We start from the raw sequence: 17,013 nt of genomic DNA, 5'->3' as shown, positions 1-17,013 counted from the left end.
GACCACTGATGGCTGATTGTCTGCTGCATCTGATCTGCTCGCCCAAGGTCGAGGACAGCCTCGCCGAATGGCTGCTCGAGCGCGCCGAGGTTCCCGGCTTTACCAGCCTGCCGATCGCCGGTCATGGCTCCTCCGAGCAGTCGATGAGCCTGGCCGAGCAGGTGGCTGGGCGCAGCCGACGGGTGATGTTTCTGCTCGAGCTGCCGGAGCCGACCGCGCGCGCATTGCTCGAGGCCGTGCGCGCAGACTTCAGCGGTAGCGGGCTGCACTACTGGCTGCTGCCGATGTTGGCGGCTGGTCACATCGACTGATCCGTTAAGCGGCGCACGATACCGTGTCGTTTCAACATCACTGCTTTAACACCCCACCCACTTGGAGATGACCTGATGTTCAACAATCGAACTCGCTTGCATCGGATTGCACTACTGATCGCGCTCAGCAGTGTCCTTGGCTCTGCCTGCGCCAGCCAGCCGCTCGGTGATCGTGTCGATGCCGATAGGCTCACCATTGAGCGTGTCACATCGAGTCGCTACGAGTTCAGCCGTGTCCGGGTGGAGTCCGGTGCCGAGTCGATCCGCGTCAGCGGCGAGGTCGCGCGCGTGATCCTTCAGCGCGGTCTGATTCCGGGCAAGGTACGCATTTCGTTGTTCGGGGCCAATGGCGAGTTGCTCGAGCAGACTGAGGTCAAGCCGATGCGCCGCAATCGGCAAGATCGCTCCGCGCATTTTTATGCGCGCTTGGCGATGCCAGCAACGGTTGGCAACACACTGCTGATCGAACACGGTGGTGGTTGAGCGCCTATGTCCAACAGCAGCACGCAGATCGGGCGATCGTCGGGTCTCGGGTCTGCGTTTCTGCGTTTCTGCGTTTCTGCGTTTCTGCGTTTCTGCGGAAAATCATCTTTCAGAGCGGCGGACTGAGGAAGCCATCCTCGGCCACCTAAAAGGATTCCAATACACCGCCTGTTTCCACGCCACGTTCCTCAAAGCAGATCCCCAAGCCGAAAGCCGTTGCCATTATCCCGATAGGCGACCTGGGCGAGGAACAGCTCGGCGGCCGCTAGGGCGTCGTAGAAGGCATTGTGGGCGCGGTAGCGCGGCAGGTTGTAGCGCTCGCAGAGCGAATGCAGACGCAGCTCCGAGGGTCGGAAGGGGATGTTGCGGCGCTCGAAGGTGCGCCGCGCCAAGACCTCGGTATCGACGCAGCGCACCAGCAGGCCGGCGCCGTAGAGGTCGCGACAGGCGGCGTCGAGGAAACTGAGTTCGATCTTGGCGTGATGGGCGATCAGCACCCGCCCGGCGAGCACGCCGAGCAGCTCGCGCAGGACACGGCTCTGGCGCAGTCCAGCGGCGGCTTCATCGTCGGTGATCTGATGGATCACGGCGGTCTCGGCCGGAATGTCGCCGTCGCAGCGCAGCAACCGATGGCGGGCGCTGGCGAGATCGATACGCTGGCCGCGCACCAGCACCCAGCCAACGCTCAGGATCTGGTCTTGCCGATGGTCGAGGCCGGTGGTCTCGAGATCGATGGCGACGTAGTCGACGCAGCGATAGTCGAGCGCCGGCGACGGGAACGGGCGCCCGAAGTACTCACGCAAGGGTCCGGCATCGAGCTGCCGCAAGCAGTGGCGGCGACGTCCCTCCGATGGCGAGCGCATGCGGTCTGACCCCGCTTATCCAAACCGTCCCGCTTGATAGCGTTGCCCGAGCGTCTCCTGCATGCGATCGATGAGCAGGAAGGCGTCCTTCAGATGGCCGCGCTCGAGCGGGGAGAGCTGCTCGGGGGCGAGAAAATTATCAGCCTTTTCGCCGTTGCGCAGTTGGTTGGCCTGATGGCGGATGCGCAGGGTGTTGATCAGCTCGAAGGCGTCGATCAGATTGGCGCCGCCGTCATGGGTGAGCGCGGCGGTCTCGGCGGCGGCTTCGAGCCGCTCGACGGTGTTGATCGGCGCCAGGCCGCTAGAGAGCGCGTAGACGCGGGCGAGATCGATGATCGGCACGGTGCCGCGATGTTTGATGTCGAAGGTGCGGTCGTGGTCGCCGCCGTGGATGAGTACGAAGTTGCGAAAGAAACCCAACGGCGGTCGATGCTTGAGCGCATTGGCGGCCATGTAGGCGATGAAGATGCGATTGTCGCGCGAGAGTTCGAGCACCTGCTCGTGCAACCCATCGAACAGCCCGGCCGGATCGTGCAGGGCGCGCAGGTCGAAGAACACACTGGCGAGCATCAGTGCCTTGGGGTCGGGGCGTTTGATCCAGTGTTCGAAATACTGCTGCCAGGTGGCGAGCGGCTGGCGCCAGTTGGCGGTCTTGGCCATCACGTCGCCGGGGCAGTAGATATAGCCACAGGCGTTGAGCCCGTCGTTGACGCGCTCGGCGAGCTGGCGAAAGTAGTGGTCATCGTCCTTGCTCATGCCATCGGCGATGAGCAGGGCGTTGTCCTGATCGGAGTGCGAGGATTGCTCGCGGCGCGCCTGTGAGCCGCCGACCAGCCAGGCATAGGGCACCGGCGGCGGGCCAAGCTCGGCCTCGGCGAGTTCGAGCAGGCGCTTGGTGATGGCATCGGTGACCGCGCTCACGGCCTGCCCGACATGCCCGCCGGTGGCGCCACTGCTGATCAATTGCACCTGCAGGTCCGGCACCTTGGCGCTGATCGCCTCAAGCGCGGCGACGGAGTCGGCCTTGTGGATGTCGCCGACGATGTAGACACCACTGGTGCTTTGGTAGCGGGTGAAGTCGCTGGTGGAGAGCATGCCGAGCAGTTGCTTGCCATCGACCACCGGCAGATGGTGGACATTGAGCCGGGTCATCTGCAGCAGGGCCTCGAAGCCGAGGGCATCGGCGTCGATCGTGGAAATGGCTACGGTCATGATCTCGCTGACCGGCTGCTCGGTGGACAGGCCGGTGGCCACACAGCGGTTGCGCAGGTCGCGGTCGGTGATGATACCGCTGAGCTGTTCGTCTTCTGTCAGCAGCAGGGCCGAGGCGCGCTCGACGGACATGAGGTTGGCGGCCTCGCGGATGCTGATGTGGGGGCTGGCCATGATCGGCTCGCGGCGCACCAGATCGCGCGCGCTGACCGTCATCAGTCCGCCGGTGGTGGCGGAGGATTCGGTAAAGGCATCGAGGGCCTTGCGCAGACGCTTGGTGGTCGAGCCATCGAAGTAGTCGGCGAACTCGGGATGCGCCGAGCGAAGCTGCTCGAAGTGCGCACAGGTCATCGAATACAGCAGGCTGTCTTCGACGGTTTCGCCGGTGAGTGAGGGCTTGTCGTGGTCGCTGCTGCTAGTGCTGTCGCCGCTGAGGCAGACATCGCTGAACAGGTCCCCCTCGGCCAGCTTGCTGACCAGCTCGCCCTCGGCGTCGCGCAGCTCGATGGCGCCGCGACGCAGGATGTAGAGATGCGCGGCCTGGTCGTCCGACGGCGGAAAGCGAGAGCCGCGTTTCAGGTAGCGCACGACGAATTGGCGCGGAAGCTGTTCGAGCGCCTCCTCGGGCAACTGCTCGAAGGGTGGGTGTTTGGCGAGAAACTCTTGGATTTCGATCAGCTCGACGTCCATCGGGGCATCCTCGGTTGGCAGGGGGCGGGCGGCTCGTTCACTGTTTTTTTGCCGAGTATGCCGTAAGTCGACCGCCGGCTGCTCGTGCGGCCCAACGAAAAAGCCCCGCAGATGCGGGGCCATGTCGGTGGTGGTCTTGACTTAGTGGCCAGTGGCCTCGCCGGCGCCGCGCGGCACGCGGACATCCTCGACCAGATGCTGGATGTGATCCGGCGGTGGCGCGGTGAGGGCGGAGACGATGAAGGCGACGGTGAAGTTGACGATCGCGCCCACGGCACCAAAGGCATTCGGCGAGATGCCTAAGAACCAATCCTTGCCCATGCCGAGTTGCGGTGCCAGAAACTCGGTACCCGGTATAAAGAAGAGACCTTTGTGCTGGAACACATAGAGCAAAGTCACCGTGATGCCGGCGATCATGCCGGCGACCGCCCCGCTATTGTTCATCTTCTTATAGAAGATGCCCATCATCAGCGCCGGGAAGATCGATGAGGCCGCCAGTCCGAAGGCGATGGCCACGGTACCGGCCGCGAAGCCCGGTGGGTTCAGACCCAGGTAACCGGCGACGATGATCGCGCCGATCATCGAGAGGCGCCCGGCGTTGAGTTCGGCCTTCTCCGAGATGTCCTTCATGAACACGCCCTTGAGCAGGTCATGCGAGATGGCCGAGGAGATGGCCAGCAGCAGACCCGCGGCCGTGGAGAGCGCGGCCGCCAGACCACCGGCAACGATGAGGGCGATGACCCAATTCGGCAGACCGGCGATCTCCGGGTTGGCCAACACCATGATGTCGAGGTCGGGCCCCGGCTTCAGGGCATCGGTGGTGCCGTGGAAGATCTCGCTGCCCTCGTAGCCGAGCGCATCGGCTTGGGCGATCGTCGCCTCATCCTTGTCGTTGTAGTACTGGACCAGACCATCGCCATTCTTGTCTTCCCAGACCAGCAGGCCGGTTTGTGACCAGTTCTGGAACCAGCCAGGCAGCTCATCACCAGGCAACGGCTCGAAGGCCGCCAGACCCTGCTCGGTGGTGTCGGTCTTCTCGATCATCAGGGTATCGATGAAGTTCAACCGCGCCATGGCGCCAACCGCCGGGGCGGTGGTGTAGAGCAGCGCGATGAAGACCAATGCCCAACCGGCGGAGAAGCGCGCGGACTTGACCGTGGGGACGGTGAAGAAGCGGATGATCACATGTGGCAGTCCAGCGGTGCCGATCATCAGCGACAGGGTGTAGGCAAACATGTTCAGCGTGCTGCCCATGGTCTGCGTGGTGTATTCCTTGAAGCCGAGCTCGGTCACGACCTGATCGAGTTTGGCGAGCATGCTCATGCCGCTGGCGACGCCATCGGGGGCATATTCGCTACCGAGGCCGAGCTGCGGGAACGGATTGCCAGTGAGGTTCAGCGAGATGAAGATGGCCGGGATGGTGTAGGCCATGATCAGCACGACGTACTGGGCGATCTGGGTGTAGGTGATGCCCTTCATGCCGCCGAGCACGGCATAGACCGCGACGATGGCCATGCCGATATACAGGCCCATGTCGTAGGAGACCTCGAGGAAGCGCGAGAACGCCACGCCGATGCCCTTCATCTGGCCGATGACGTAGGTGATCGAGGCCAGGATCAGGCAGATGACGGCGACGATGCGCGCGGCCTGCGAGTAGTAGCGGTCGCCGATGAACTCCGGCACCGTGAACTTGCCGAATTTGCGCAGATAGGGCGCGAGCAGCAGTGCGAGCAGCACATAGCCACCGGTCCAACCCATCAGGAACACCGAGCCACCGTAGCCCTTGAAGGCGATCAGGCCGGCCATCGAGATGAAGGAAGCGGCGGACATCCAGTCAGCACCGGTAGCCATGCCGTTGAGCACGGGGTGGACGCCTTTACCCGCGACGTAGAACTCGCCGGTGGTGCCAGCACGCGCCCAGATGGCGATGCCGATGTAGGTGGCAAAGGTGAAGCCGACGACCGAATAGGTCCAGATATCGAGATTGGTCATGAGTGGCGGCTCCTATTCTTCCACGTCGAATTTCTTGTCGAGCCGGTTCATACCGAACGCGTAGGTGAAGATCAGCACCAGGAAGACATAGATCGAGCCCTGCTGCGCGAACCAGAAGCCCAGCGGGTAGCCGCCGAGGTTAAATTGGTTCAGGGGCTCGACGAGCAGGATGCTGAATCCGTAGGAGACAATGAACCAAATGATCAGCAGGATGGCTAAGAGGCGGATATTCGCCTTCCAATAGTCGGACCGGTTTTCAGGTGTCACCGTGATGTCCCTCCCTCAAGAGTGTGGAATTAGGTGATAAGGGTGTGGCGGGTCATGCCTAGACTGCGCCAGCCTCGACCCTTGTTGTTGGTGTCATGGGTACGCGCTGCCGAGCAGCGTCCCTGCCTGTGCAAGCGGTCGCGCATTGTGTTGCCCGGTATAATCCCCTGTCAACGACAAGGGGGCTGGGCGAAGGGGCTGAATCTCCCAGAAAAAGTCTCAGGACCGACGCCTGCTTGCGAGCGACGCCCCTTTTCACTACCTTGGCGGGCCAACGACGGGGCGTCCCGCGCCCTCCCTCGAACAACGGCTAGGATACGATGCGATACCTGAGTACACGCGGCGGTGTGGAGCCGGTCGGCTTTGCCGAGGCGGTGATGATGGGGCTGGGGACCGATGGCGGGCTGCTGGTGCCAGAGCACATCCCGCGCCTGAGCGAGGACACCCTGGTGGCCTGGTCGCGCTTGAGTTTTCAAGCGCTTGCGGTCGAGGTGCTGGCGCCCTTCGTCGGTGAGGCGATGCCGCGCGCCGATCTCGTGGCGCTGGTCGAGCACTCCTATGGGCGCTTCTCGCATCCCGAGGTGACGCCGGTGGTCGAGCAGGCGGGGCGGCCCTGGCTCGAACTCTTCCACGGCCCGACGGCGGCGTTCAAGGATGTCGCGCTGCAGCTGCTCGGCAACCTCTTCGAGTATTTCATCGCGCGCGAGCGCGGCGTGCTGCGCATCCTCGGTGCGACCTCGGGCGATACCGGCTCGGCGGCGATCGATGGCGTGCGCGGCAAGGCCGGCATCGAGATCTTCATCCTCCATCCCAAGGGGCGCGTCTCGCCGATCCAAGAGCGGCAGATGACCACGGTGCTCGATGCCAACGTGCACAACATCGCCGTGGAGGGGACCTTCGATGACACCCAGCGTATCGTCAAGGCTCTGTTCAACGATCTGGCGTTCAAGCGTGACTACCGCCTCGGCGCGGTCAACTCGATCAATCTCGCCCGCATCCTGGCGCAGACCATCTACTATTTCTACGCGTGGGGGCGGCTCAGCGGCGGTGATCCCGCGCACCGCGTCAGCTTCTCGGTGCCGACGGGCAACTTCGGCGATGTCTTCGCCGGCTGGCTGGCCAAGCGCATGGGGTTGCCGATCGATCGGCTGATCATCGCCACCAATCGCAACGATATCCTCAGCCGCTTCGTCGCCAGCGGGGTCTACCGCGCCGGCGAGGTCTATCACACCCTGAGCCCGGCGATGGATATCCAGCTCGCCTCGAACTTCGAGCGCTATCTCTACTATCTGCTCGACCAAGACCCGGCGGCGGTGCGTGCGCTGCTCGCCGAGATGGAGCAGACCGGGCAGCTCCAGGTCGATGGCGAGCGCCAGCGCCGGGTGGCCGAGGACTTCGACGCGCGTGCCGTCTCCGATGCCGAAACCCTGGCCGAGATCCGCCGTGTCTATCAGGCCGGTGGCTATCTCCTCTGTCCGCACACCGCCGTCGGTGCCCGCGCCGCGGCCGATCACCCCGATGCGGTGGTGCTCGCGACCGCGCATCCGGCCAAGTTCGAGACCGCAGTGGTCGAAGCCATCGGCATCGAGCCGGCACCGCCTCCGCCGTTGCGCGGCCTGCTCGAGCGCGAGACGCGCTGCGTCGAGCTGCCGGCCGAGGCCGAGGCGGTGAGCCGTTTCATGCGCGAAACCCTAGACACCTCGGCCCGAGAGCATCCGTGACCTCAGACGACCAACGCATTCTGATCCTCGATACCACGCTGCGCGATGGCGAGCAGACGCAGGGCGTCTCCTTCTCGCCCGATGAGAAGGTCAACATCGCCAAGGCGCTGCTCGAGCTGCTGCGGGTCGATCGCATCGAGGTCGCCTCGGCGCGGGTCTCGGAGGGCGAGCTGGCGGCGGTGGCGCAGATCATCGACTGGGCGCGTCCGAAAGGGCTCGATGGGCGCGTCGAGGTGCTCGGCTTCGTCGATGGCGGGCGCAGCGTCGATTGGATTCGGCGCGCCGGTGGTCAGGTGATTAACCTGCTGGCCAAGGGCAGCGAGAAGCATTGCCGCACCCAGCTTGGCAAGACTCCCGAGCAACATGCCGAGGATGTGCGGGCGGATATCACGATCGCGCGTGAGCGCGGCCTCGCGGTCAATCTCTATCTCGAGGACTGGTCGAACGGCTATGCCGACAACCCGGCCTATGTCTATGCGCTGATCGAAGCCCTCGCCGAGAGCGGGGTCGGGCATTTCATGTTGCCAGATACCCTGGGCGTGATGACGCCCGAGCGGGTGTTCGCGGCGCTGTCGGACATGATCCGGCGCTTCCCGGACTGCCGCTTTGATTTCCATCCGCACAACGATTATGGCCTGGCCACCGCGAACGTCTTCGCCGCCGCGCAGGCCGGTGCCGCAGCGGTGCATTGCACGGTCAACTGCCTGGGCGAGCGCGCCGGCAATGCGTCGCTGGCCGAGGTGGTGGTGAATCTGCGCGATCAGCTCAGCCTGGAGATCGGCATCGACGAGAGCCATCTCGGGCGCGTCAGCGAGCTGGTGCAATACTTCTCGGGCAAGCGCATCGGTGATAACGCGCCCATCGTCGGCGACGATGTCTTCACCCAGACCGCTGGCATCCATGCCGATGGCGACAACAAGGGCAGCCTCTATCACACCAAGCTCTCGCCGGAGCGCTTCGGGCGCCGGCGCGTCTATGCCCTCGGCAAGCTCGCGGGTAAAGCGTCGCTGGCGAAGAATCTGGAGCGCATCGGCATCACGCTCTCCGAGGAGAATCAGCGCAAGGTGTTGAAGCGCATCGTCGAACTCGGCGATTCGAAGAAGACCATCACCGCCGAGGATCTGCCGTTCATCATCGCCGAGGTGCTCGAGAGCAAGGACTATAGCCATGCCGAGCTGATCGCCTGCAATGTCTCCTCGAGCTATGGGCTGGAATCGACCGCCAGCATCAAGCTCTGCTTGCGCGGCGAGCATCTGACCGCCACCGGCAGCGGCAATGGCGGCTTCGATGCCTTCAACAAGGCCTTGGCGCGGGTGGTCAAGACCCAGGGCCTGAGCCTGCCGGCACTGGTCGACTACGAGGTGCGCATCCCCAAGGGTGGCCGCACCGATGCGCTTACCGAGTGTACGATCAGTTGGGCCGATGATCGGGGCACCTTCAAGACCCGCGGTGTGCACGCCAACCAGGTGTTCGCGGCGATCGGCGCGACCATGCGGATGCTGAATCTGGTGATCCACTGGTCGCTGAAACGCCAGCGCGATCTCGCCGATGCCAAGGCCGCCGCGGAATCGGCGGCCTGAGGCTCGCGCCCGTTGTTTGATTGTCCGTGATGGTTCCTTGACGCCCCTTGCCGCTCCTCGTTACCGATGAAAAAGAAGCCGAATCTGCTCTTGTTTTCCCTGTTTTGGTCGCTGGTGCTGGCGTTGGGCATGACCCTGATCGGCTTCCTGCACCAAGCGCCGGTCGACCTCAGAGACATCGAGGCCGGGGGTGTGGCCTGGTTGCGGGTGGTCTATCTGTTCCTCGGTTGGTTCGGCTTCTCGATGATCGTGATGCTGATCGGGTCGCTGCTCTATGTCGGCGGCACCTGGTGGCGGTCGCGCGGTCGACGCTAAGGCCGAGCACAAGGTATCGACCATTGCTCAGAAATGTGGAGGTCCGGATGGCAAGCATGACGATTCATCATATCGACGATCAGATCCAGGACCGTCTACGCGCTCGCGCAACCCTTCACGGGCATTCGATGGAGGACGAGGCGCGGGAAATTTTGCGATCGGCGCTGTTCTTTGAGTCGGCTGAACCGCCCTCTCTGGCTCAATCGATCCGTTCCCGCATCGAGCCGCTGGGTGGGGTCGAGTTGGACGTGCCTGCCCGTGAGGCGATTCGTGAGGCAACGAATCTCGCCTCATGATCGTACTCGATACCAATGTCCTGTCAGAGGCATTGCGTCCTTCGCCGGCACCACAGGTGCTCGATTGGATGGAGAGACAACCGCGTACATCCTTGTTCACGACCAGCGTGACGCGAGGCGAAATCCTGTACGGCCTCTATTTGTTGCCTGACGGACAGCGGCGCCAACAGATGCTGGAGGTGATACGAGCCATCCTGGATCAGGATCTTGCCGGTCTCGTGTGGAGCTTTGATCGAGATGCGGCCGATGCCTATGCGCGGATCGCCGTTGCCCGCCGACAAGCCGGGCGTCCCATCAGTCAGTTCGATGCCATGATTGCTGCCATCGCGCAATCCAGAGGCGCCTCTATAGCCACTCGGAATGTCAAGGATTTTTGGGAGACAGGCGTCACACTGATCGATCCATGGGAAACATGAATGTGCTGTTCACCACCGGCCATCCCGGCCGGGTCTTCCGCATTCGCGAGGTAGAGGCGCGCCGAGGTCAAACGGTGGCCCAAAAGCGATCCAGGGCGGCGAACAAGGCCTGCGGTTGTTCCCAGTGTGGCAGCCCGCGATGTGGTCCGAGGCTCTGCTGTTGCCAGTTCGCTTGATGCGCCACCAGCTCGGGCAGGCGCTCGAAGGTGACATAGGGATCGCGGTCGGCGATCGCCAGCACCGGCCGTGTCGTCAGTCGTGCATAGAGCTTGGAGACGGCCTCGCGCGTGAACAGTTGCGTCGAGAGGAAGATCAGCGGTGCGTGGCGGGCACCCGGTTGATGCGAGGTGGCGTAGGCATAGTCGACGAGTGCCTGCGGGGGCTGGCCCTGGAAGGATTTGCCGAGGTAGTGGCGGATGCTGCGCCTTGAGGCCACCAGGTCATAGAGTCCCTGGCTCCAGAGCCGCGCGCCGATCACTCCATGCACGGCCTGGCCGACGAGTTGAGGCGGCAGACCGCGCTCCGAGAAGCCGGTCGGCGAGATCAACACCAGCGAGGCGACACTCGCGGGCGAGCCAAGCGCCGCGCGCGCGGCGAATTCGGCGCTCAGTGAGAGCGCGAGGACATCCGCCGGCGCCTGGACGACCTGTTCGAGCAAGGCGCGGATCGCATTGGCGTAGAGTTCGGCGGAATAGGCACGCTCACTGCGCTCGGAGTGACCGAAGCCGGGCAGGTCGATGCTGTAGACCGGCCTGGTGCCGGCGTAATGCTCGAACAGCGGCTTGACCTCATAGGTGCTCGGGGCCGCGTTGATGCTGTGCACCAAGACCAGCGGTCGACCGTCGCCGCGCGTGTCGTGGTAATAGGCGATACGTCCAGCCTGCTCGGTGCGAATGTGATCGCGTGGCGCGGCGACGGCTTCGGGTAAGGGCAGGGACACGGATGGTTGACTCATGGCAGACAGACGCCTGTTCGCGGATGGCACGCTGGAAAAACCCGCTAGGATACGCGTGATCAGCGGAACTGTCCGCGCCCACCGAGGAGACCCTTGATGAATCCCGAGAAGGTCGTCTTTGGATTCTTCATCCTGCTGGCCCTGACGTTGAACTTCGGCTTCGTCTATGGCGAGATCGACAATCATGCCCATCACCATGCTTGGGAGTTCGCATCGGTCCTGGTGGTCAACCTGATCGCGACCGTGCTCAAGCTCGGTGACCGCTCACAGATGGGCGCGGTGCTGCTGGCGACGAGTTTGGTGGCGATCCTGCAGTTGATCGCCGGGGCGGTGATCTGGACCGTGGCGGTGCATGCCTCGGCGGATGGTTTTACCGCCGGTTCACTCGCGAGCGTGGTCTCGCTCGCGGCCGGGGCCATGGTCGCCAATGTGGTCTCGGTGATCCTGCTGATCATCGAGACGACCATGCTGCGGCGCTGACCGGCGAGCGCGCCAAGGCGAGTCGAGCGGAGCCTGCGGTGGACAGCATCATCTTCCTCATCCTGCGGCGCATGCGTGCGCCACTGCTGACGCTGATCGTGCTCTACTCGATCACGATCGTCGGCTTGGTGCTGATCCCGGGCCAGGATGCCGAGGGCAATCCCTGGCATCTGAGCATCTTCCACGCCTTCTACTTCGTCAGCTACATGTCGACGACCATCGGCTTCGGCGAGCTGCCACAGGCGTTCAGCGACGCGCAGCGGATCTGGGTGACGCTGTGTATCTATGCCACCGTGAGCGGCTGGCTCTACTCGATCGGCGCGATGATCACGCTGCTGCAGGACAAGGCCCTGCGGCGCACCATCGAGGAACATCGTTTCAGCGCCCATGTGCGCGCCATCAACGAGGACTTCTATCTGGTCTGCGGTTACGGTCAGACCGGCAGCGGCCTGGTGCGGGCATTGACCGAGCGCGGCCAGCGCGCCGTCGTCCTGGATAACAATCCGGAGCGCATCGATCTGCTCAAGCTCGAGTCCTTGCGCGAGTTCGTGCCGGCGCTGCGCGCCGATGTGCGCCGCCCCGACACGCTGCTGCTGGCCGGGCTGCGCAGCCCCTATTGTGCCGGCGTCCTGGCCCTGACCTCGGTCAATGAGGTCAACCTGAAGGTGGCGCTCGCGGCCAAGCTGATGCATCCAGACGCCAAGGTCATCTGCCGCGCCGACTCGCACGATATCGAGGCCAACATGGCCTCGTTCGGCACCGATCACATCTATGACCCCTTCGATATCTTCGCGCGTTATCTGAGCATCGCGATCGACTCGCCCTGCCTCACCGCCTTGCAGGAGTGGCTCGCGCAGTTACGCGGCGCGATGCTGCCCGAACCGATCTATCCGCCGGCCGACGGGCTCTGGATCATCTGCGGCTATGGGCGTTTCGGCAAGGCGCTCTATGCCCATCTGGCCGAGCAGGATGGCATCGAACTGATGGTGGTCGAGATGCAGCCCGAGCGCACTGGGCTACCGCCAGGGCCGCTGATCAAGGGACGCGGCACCGAGGCGGTGACCCTGGAGCAGGCCGATATCCACCGCGCCGTGGGGCTGGTCGCCGGCACCGACAATGACGCCAACAATCTCTCGATCATCATGACGGCCAAGGAACTCAATCCGGGGCTGTTCACCGTGGTGCGCGAGAATCAGTTGATCAACGAGGAGCTGTTCAAGGCGGTCGAGGCCGATATCCTGATGCACCCGAGCTTGATCGTGGCGCAACGGATCCGGACCCTGCTCAGCGCGCCACTGCTCAATGAATTCGTCAGCGCGGCGGATAAAGAGCCCGATAGCTGGTCCTGCGAACTGGTCAGCCGACTCGTCGCCTTGGTCGAGGCGAAACCGCCGATCCTCTGGGAGCTGCGCATCGATGCGAGCGTTGGGCAGGCGGTGAGCCTGCTTGCCGCGCAGGGTCATGCGCTGACCCTGGAGGATATACTGCGTGATCCCCGACAGCGATCGGACATGCTGCCGGCGATCATCCTCGTCCATCAGCGCGCCGGTGAGCACCGACCGCTGCCGAGGCTCGATCAGCCGCTGCGCGTCGGCGACAGGCTGCTGTTGTGCGGACAGCTTGGCGCGCGCGATTGGATGCAGTGGACGCTCAACAATCCGGACGTGCTGACCTATGTGGTCACCGGCGTCAAACTGCCACGTGGGTTGGTCTGGCGCTGGTTGCGCCGCCGTTGGCCGCAGACCTGGGGCAGCGCGCAAGCCCCGGATCAGGGACATGGCGAATCACCGCAGCACGAGGAGGGTCTGTGATGCGGCTGCGTGCCGAGCGGTGCGAGCGCGCTATCATGGGCCCATTGCCGCGCCGATGAGCGTACAGGCGACTCCTGGCACCCGATGTGCCGACCCCACAACGAGGTGGCCCAAATGAACGATCTAGTGGAGCGTCTCGGTCAGGATCACCGACGACTCGCGCAACTGCTGAACCTGCTCGAGGGACTGCTCGATGAGTTTCGCGATGGTCTTGAGCCTGATTACGAGCTGATGTGCGAGTTGATGGAATACCTGATCGATTACGAGGATCAAGTCCACCATCCGAGTGAGGATCTGATCTTCGAGCGGGTCCTGGCCGAAGTCGGCCCCGGCCACGCGGTGTTGAACCAACTGATGCAGCAGCATCAGAGCCTGATGCAACTCAATCGACGCTTCAAGGAATCGCTCGAGGGCATCGTGCACGAGGAGGTTCTGCGCCGCGATGAGGTCGAGCGCCAGGGGCGCACGCTGATCGCGCAACTGCGCGAGCACATGCAGTTGGAGGAAGAGCGGGCCTTTCCGCTGGCGCTGACCTGTCTGTCCGAGGCGGTCTGGTCGGAGCTGCTGGCGGTGGCGCCGAATGTCGAGGACCCGGTGTTCGGCCAGAAAGACCCCGAGCGCTTTCGCATGATCTTCAAACAGTTGAAACTCGGGCGAGATGGTTGAGTCGGCCTCGGATGGCAATGGAAAACTGGTGCACAATTGCGCAATTCGGTTGAAACAGCAGCCGGCACGCGCCAATCTGTGGAACTGGGCATAGAGATCAGGGAAAACGCGTAAACCCTTGGGACTTCGATGAAATATAAGAGCGTCGTCGGCTTCGAGCACGACATGTCAGAGCACCTAGGCGTGTTGATGTTGAACCTCGGGACTCCCGAGGCGCCAACGCCAACGGCGGTGCGCCGTTATCTTGCGGAGTTCCTGAAGGACCCGCGCGTGGTCGAGATTCCACGCCCGGTCTGGTGGCTGATCCTGCATGGCGTCATTCTGCGGGTGCGCCCGAGCCGCTCGGCCAAGGCCTACCAGGCGGTCTGGACCGACAAGGGCTCGCCGCTGCTCGATGTGGCCCGGCGCCAGGCGGCCGGACTGCAGGGGCTCTTGAGCGAGCGCTTTGGTGACAACGTCCATGTCGAGCTGGGCATGCGCTACGGCAAGCCCTCGGTTGCCGAGGCCCTCGGCCGGCTCAAGAGTTCGAATGTGCGCCGCTTGCTGGTGCTACCGCTCTACCCGCAATACTCGGGCACCACCACGGCCTCGACCTTTGATGCAGTCACCAATGAGATGACGACCTGGCGATGGCTGCCCGAACTGCGCTTCATCAACCACTACCACGATGAGCCGGGCTATATCGACGCCCTGTGCGACAGCATTCGCGCCGCAGCCGCCGAGAAGGGCGAGCCGGAGCGGCTGCTGTTCTCGTTCCACGGCATCCCGAAACGCTACTTCATGGCCGGCGATCCCTATCATTGCCATTGTCACAAGACCGCGCGCCTGGTCGCCGAACGCCTGGGGTTGGACGATGACCGCTGGATGGTCTCGTTCCAATCGCGGGTGGGGCGTGATGAGTGGCTACAGCCCTACACCGACGAGACGCTAAAGCTCTGGGGTGGCGATGGCGTCGAGAGCGTGCATGTGATCGCGCCCGGCTTCTCCGCCGATTGCCTGGAGACGCTCGAGGAGATCGACGTCGAGAACCGCGGCTACTTCATCGACGCCGGCGGCAAGGAGTATCACTACATTCCCTGCCTCAACGATGATCCTGCCCATCTCGAGATGCTGGCGGGGCTGATCGAGCGTCATTGTCGCGGTTGGCCCGAGGTCGAGCGACTCGCGCACGCGCAAGCCGCCTGAGCCCGCGATTCCTCGGCGGGCGTTGCATTGCAAACCCGGTCGGCGTCCGCACCTGAGTCGGCAGACTTGAAGCCTCCCGGAGTTGCCGACCGATGGAACAGCATCCGCTGCCGACCGAGATCAATCTGCATCAGCAATCGCGCATCCTCGAGATCGCCTACGACGATGGCGCGCGCTTTCGCCTGCCCTGCGAATACCTGCGCGTCTATTCGCCCTCGGCCGAGGTGCGCGGCCATACGCCGGATCAGGCCAAGCTGCAGATCGGCAAGGAGGCGGTCAATATCACCGATCTGCAGCAGGTTGGTAGCTATGCGGTGAAGATCGTCTTCGACGATGGTCACCGCTCGGGCCTCTATGACTGGCAGTATCTCTACAAACTTGGTCGCGGCTGGCAGCCGTTGTGGCTCGACTATCTGGATCGGCTGAAAGACGTCGGCCGCTCACGCTCCGCCCCCGATCCGTTCGAGGTGCTGCGCGAGCGGGGTGAGGCGCCGTCCGAGCTACCGCCCGCGGCGGCGCCCGGCGACCCGCAGCCGTAGGGCATTGAGCTTGATGAAGCCGGTCGCGTCGCTCTGATCGTAGGCGCCAGCGTCGTCTTCGAAGGTGGCGATCGATTCATCGAACAGGCTGTCGCTGTCCGACTGGCGACCGACCACCATCACGTTGCCCTTGTAGAGCTTGAGCCGGACCTTGCCGTTGACCACGCGCTGGCTCTCATCGATCGCGGCCTGCAGCATCATCCGCTCCGGGCTGAACCAGTAGCCGTTGTAGATCAGGGTCGCATAACGCGGCATCAGTTCGTCTTTGAGGTGCGCGGCCTCGCGGTCGAGCGTCAAGGATTCCATCGCCCGATGGGCCTTGAGCATGATGGTGCCGCCGGGGGTCTCGTAGCAGCCGCGCGACTTCATGCCGACATAGCGGTTCTCGACGATGTCGGCGCGGCCGATGCCGTGCTCGCCGCCGATGCGATTCAGCTCGGCGAGGACCTCCGCCGGCGTCATGGCCTTGCCGTCGATGGCGGTGATGTCGCCGGCACTGTAGGTCAGCTCGATCTCCTGCGCGGTGTCGGGTGCCTGCTCCGGGTCGCGCGTCCAGCGCCACATCGCCAAGCCCGGCTCGACCCAGGGGTCTTCGAGATCGTAGCCTTCATAGGAGATGTGCAGCAGGTTGGCGTCCATCGAGTAGGGCGATTTGGTGCCGTCGCGCTTCTGCTCGACCGGTACGCCGTGCTCGGCGGCATAGGCCATCAGCTTCTCACGCGAGAGCAGATCCCATTCGCGCCAGGGCGCGATGATCTTGATGTCGGGCCGCAGCGCCAGCGCATTGATCTCGAAGCGGACCTGATCGTTGCCCTTGCCGGTGGCGCCGTGGCTGATGGCATCGGCGCCGGTCTCGGTGGCGATCTCGACCAGGCGCTTGGCGATCAGCGGGCGGGCGATCGAGGTGCCGAGCAGGTACTCGCCCTCGTAGATGGCGTTGGCGCGAAACATCGGGTAGACGAAGTCGCGCACGAATTCCTCGCGCAGATCCTCGATGTAGATCTCCTTGATCCCGGCCGCTTCGGCCTTGACGCGGGCCGGCTCGACCTCCTCGCCCTGGCCGATGTCGGCGGTGAAGGTGACCACCTCGCAGTCGTATTCGTCGCGCAGCCAGGTCAGGATCACAGAGGTGTCGAGCCCGCCTGAATAGGCGAGGACGACCTTGTTCACGGAATCGCGTGGCATCGAAAAAAACTCCTCTCTACGGCAAAGGCGCTCAGTATACGCAGTG

18 protein-coding genes are annotated in these 17,013 nt (G+C 63.8%); 12 read left to right on the top strand and 6 right to left on the bottom strand.

All coding sequences use genetic code 11. The features are described from left to right. Positions 1-8: 8 nt before the first annotated feature. Positions 9-311, top strand: coding sequence for a DUF3240 family protein (locus tag CCR82_RS11000; RefSeq protein ID WP_201245835.1), 303 nt, complete (start codon positions 9-11; stop codon positions 309-311). 75 nt (positions 312-386) lie between these two features. Next, positions 387-794 (top strand): hypothetical protein, encoded by a 408-nt coding sequence (locus CCR82_RS10995; RefSeq protein WP_201245834.1) that lies wholly within the window; start codon positions 387-389, stop codon positions 792-794. 188 nt (positions 795-982) lie between these two features. On the opposite strand, the gene CCR82_RS10990 is transcribed toward CCR82_RS10995, so the two are convergent. The 4 genes from CCR82_RS10990 to CCR82_RS10975 all read right to left on the bottom strand — a co-directional run bounded on the left by CCR82_RS10990 (position 983) and on the right by CCR82_RS10975 (position 5,818). After that, positions 983-1,657: a 3'-5' exonuclease gene (locus CCR82_RS10990; protein WP_201245833.1), complete on the bottom strand. Its 675-nt coding sequence runs from the start codon at positions 1,655-1,657 to the stop codon at positions 983-985. 15 nt (positions 1,658-1,672) lie between these two features. Then, a complete protein-coding gene (locus CCR82_RS10985; RefSeq protein ID WP_201245832.1) occupies positions 1,673-3,559 on the bottom strand; it encodes a DUF294 nucleotidyltransferase-like domain-containing protein in 1,887 nt (628 codons plus the stop codon). Between the two features lie 141 nt (positions 3,560-3,700). Next, a complete protein-coding gene (locus CCR82_RS10980; RefSeq protein WP_201245831.1) occupies positions 3,701-5,551 on the bottom strand; it encodes a sodium:solute symporter family protein in 1,851 nt (616 codons plus the stop codon). Positions 5,552-5,563: 12 nt separating this feature from the next. Further along, positions 5,564-5,818, bottom strand: coding sequence for a sodium/substrate symporter small subunit (locus CCR82_RS10975; protein WP_201245830.1), 255 nt, complete (start codon positions 5,816-5,818; stop codon positions 5,564-5,566). 320 nt (positions 5,819-6,138) lie between these two features. Here CCR82_RS10975 and thrC point away from each other — a divergent pair, with 320 nt between their 5' ends. The 5 genes from thrC (at position 6,139) to CCR82_RS10950 (ending at position 10,146) form a co-directional block, all read left to right on the top strand. Further along, positions 6,139-7,539, top strand: coding sequence for a threonine synthase (thrC, locus tag CCR82_RS10970; RefSeq protein WP_201245829.1), 1,401 nt, complete (start codon positions 6,139-6,141; stop codon positions 7,537-7,539). After that, the gene (locus CCR82_RS10965) at positions 7,536-9,119 is read left to right on the top strand and encodes a hydroxymethylglutaryl-CoA lyase-like TIM-barrel protein (protein WP_201245828.1); all 1,584 of its coding nucleotides are present in this window, start codon (positions 7,536-7,538) and stop codon (positions 9,117-9,119) included. Before thrC ends, CCR82_RS10965 begins: the two co-directional genes overlap by 4 nt. 66 nt (positions 9,120-9,185) lie before the next feature. Further along, on the top strand, positions 9,186-9,434 hold the full coding sequence (locus CCR82_RS10960; RefSeq protein WP_201245827.1) for a hypothetical protein: 249 nt from the start codon (positions 9,186-9,188) through the stop codon (positions 9,432-9,434). Between the two features lie 47 nt (positions 9,435-9,481). Next, a complete protein-coding gene (locus CCR82_RS10955) occupies positions 9,482-9,730 on the top strand; it encodes a FitA-like ribbon-helix-helix domain-containing protein (protein WP_201245826.1) in 249 nt (82 codons plus the stop codon). Next, positions 9,727-10,146, top strand: a complete 420-nt coding sequence (locus CCR82_RS10950; RefSeq protein ID WP_201245825.1) for a type II toxin-antitoxin system VapC family toxin — start codon at positions 9,727-9,729, stop codon at positions 10,144-10,146. The genes CCR82_RS10955 and CCR82_RS10950 overlap by 4 nt, the downstream gene beginning before the upstream one ends. A gap of 67 nt (positions 10,147-10,213) precedes the next feature. On the opposite strand, the gene CCR82_RS10945 is transcribed toward CCR82_RS10950, so the two are convergent. Further along, entirely contained in the window at positions 10,214-11,101 is an 888-nt protein-coding gene (locus CCR82_RS10945; protein WP_201245824.1) for an alpha/beta fold hydrolase, read from the bottom strand. A gap of 96 nt (positions 11,102-11,197) precedes the next feature. Between CCR82_RS10945 and CCR82_RS10940 the strand changes: the two genes are divergently transcribed. The 5 genes from CCR82_RS10940 to CCR82_RS10920 all read left to right on the top strand — a co-directional run bounded on the left by CCR82_RS10940 (position 11,198) and on the right by CCR82_RS10920 (position 15,782). Beyond that, positions 11,198-11,581, top strand: a complete 384-nt coding sequence (locus CCR82_RS10940) for a DUF6394 family protein (protein ID WP_201245823.1) — start codon at positions 11,198-11,200, stop codon at positions 11,579-11,581. 38 nt (positions 11,582-11,619) lie between these two features. Beyond that, entirely contained in the window at positions 11,620-13,392 is a 1,773-nt protein-coding gene (locus CCR82_RS10935) for an NAD-binding protein (RefSeq protein WP_201245822.1), read from the top strand. A gap of 114 nt (positions 13,393-13,506) precedes the next feature. Then, complete coding sequence (locus CCR82_RS10930; protein ID WP_201245821.1) at positions 13,507-14,058, top strand: hemerythrin domain-containing protein; 552 nt, start codon at positions 13,507-13,509, stop codon at positions 14,056-14,058. 129 nt (positions 14,059-14,187) lie between these two features. After that, on the top strand, positions 14,188-15,243 hold the full coding sequence (hemH, locus tag CCR82_RS10925; RefSeq protein WP_201245820.1) for a ferrochelatase: 1,056 nt from the start codon (positions 14,188-14,190) through the stop codon (positions 15,241-15,243). A gap of 92 nt (positions 15,244-15,335) precedes the next feature. Continuing rightward, positions 15,336-15,782 (top strand): gamma-butyrobetaine hydroxylase family protein, encoded by a 447-nt coding sequence (locus CCR82_RS10920; protein WP_201245819.1) that lies wholly within the window; start codon positions 15,336-15,338, stop codon positions 15,780-15,782. Here CCR82_RS10920 and CCR82_RS10915 read toward each other — a convergent pair. After that, a complete protein-coding gene (locus CCR82_RS10915; protein ID WP_201245818.1) occupies positions 15,744-16,967 on the bottom strand; it encodes an argininosuccinate synthase in 1,224 nt (407 codons plus the stop codon). The genes CCR82_RS10920 and CCR82_RS10915 overlap by 39 nt on opposite strands. Positions 16,968-17,013 lie beyond the last annotated feature (46 nt).

Source organism: Halochromatium salexigens (assembly GCF_016653295.1).
Lineage (GTDB): Bacteria > Pseudomonadota > Gammaproteobacteria > Chromatiales > Chromatiaceae > Lamprobacter > Lamprobacter salexigens.
The sequence above is the reverse complement of the archived record's forward strand: the minus strand, read 5'-3'. Positions and strand labels throughout refer to the sequence as shown.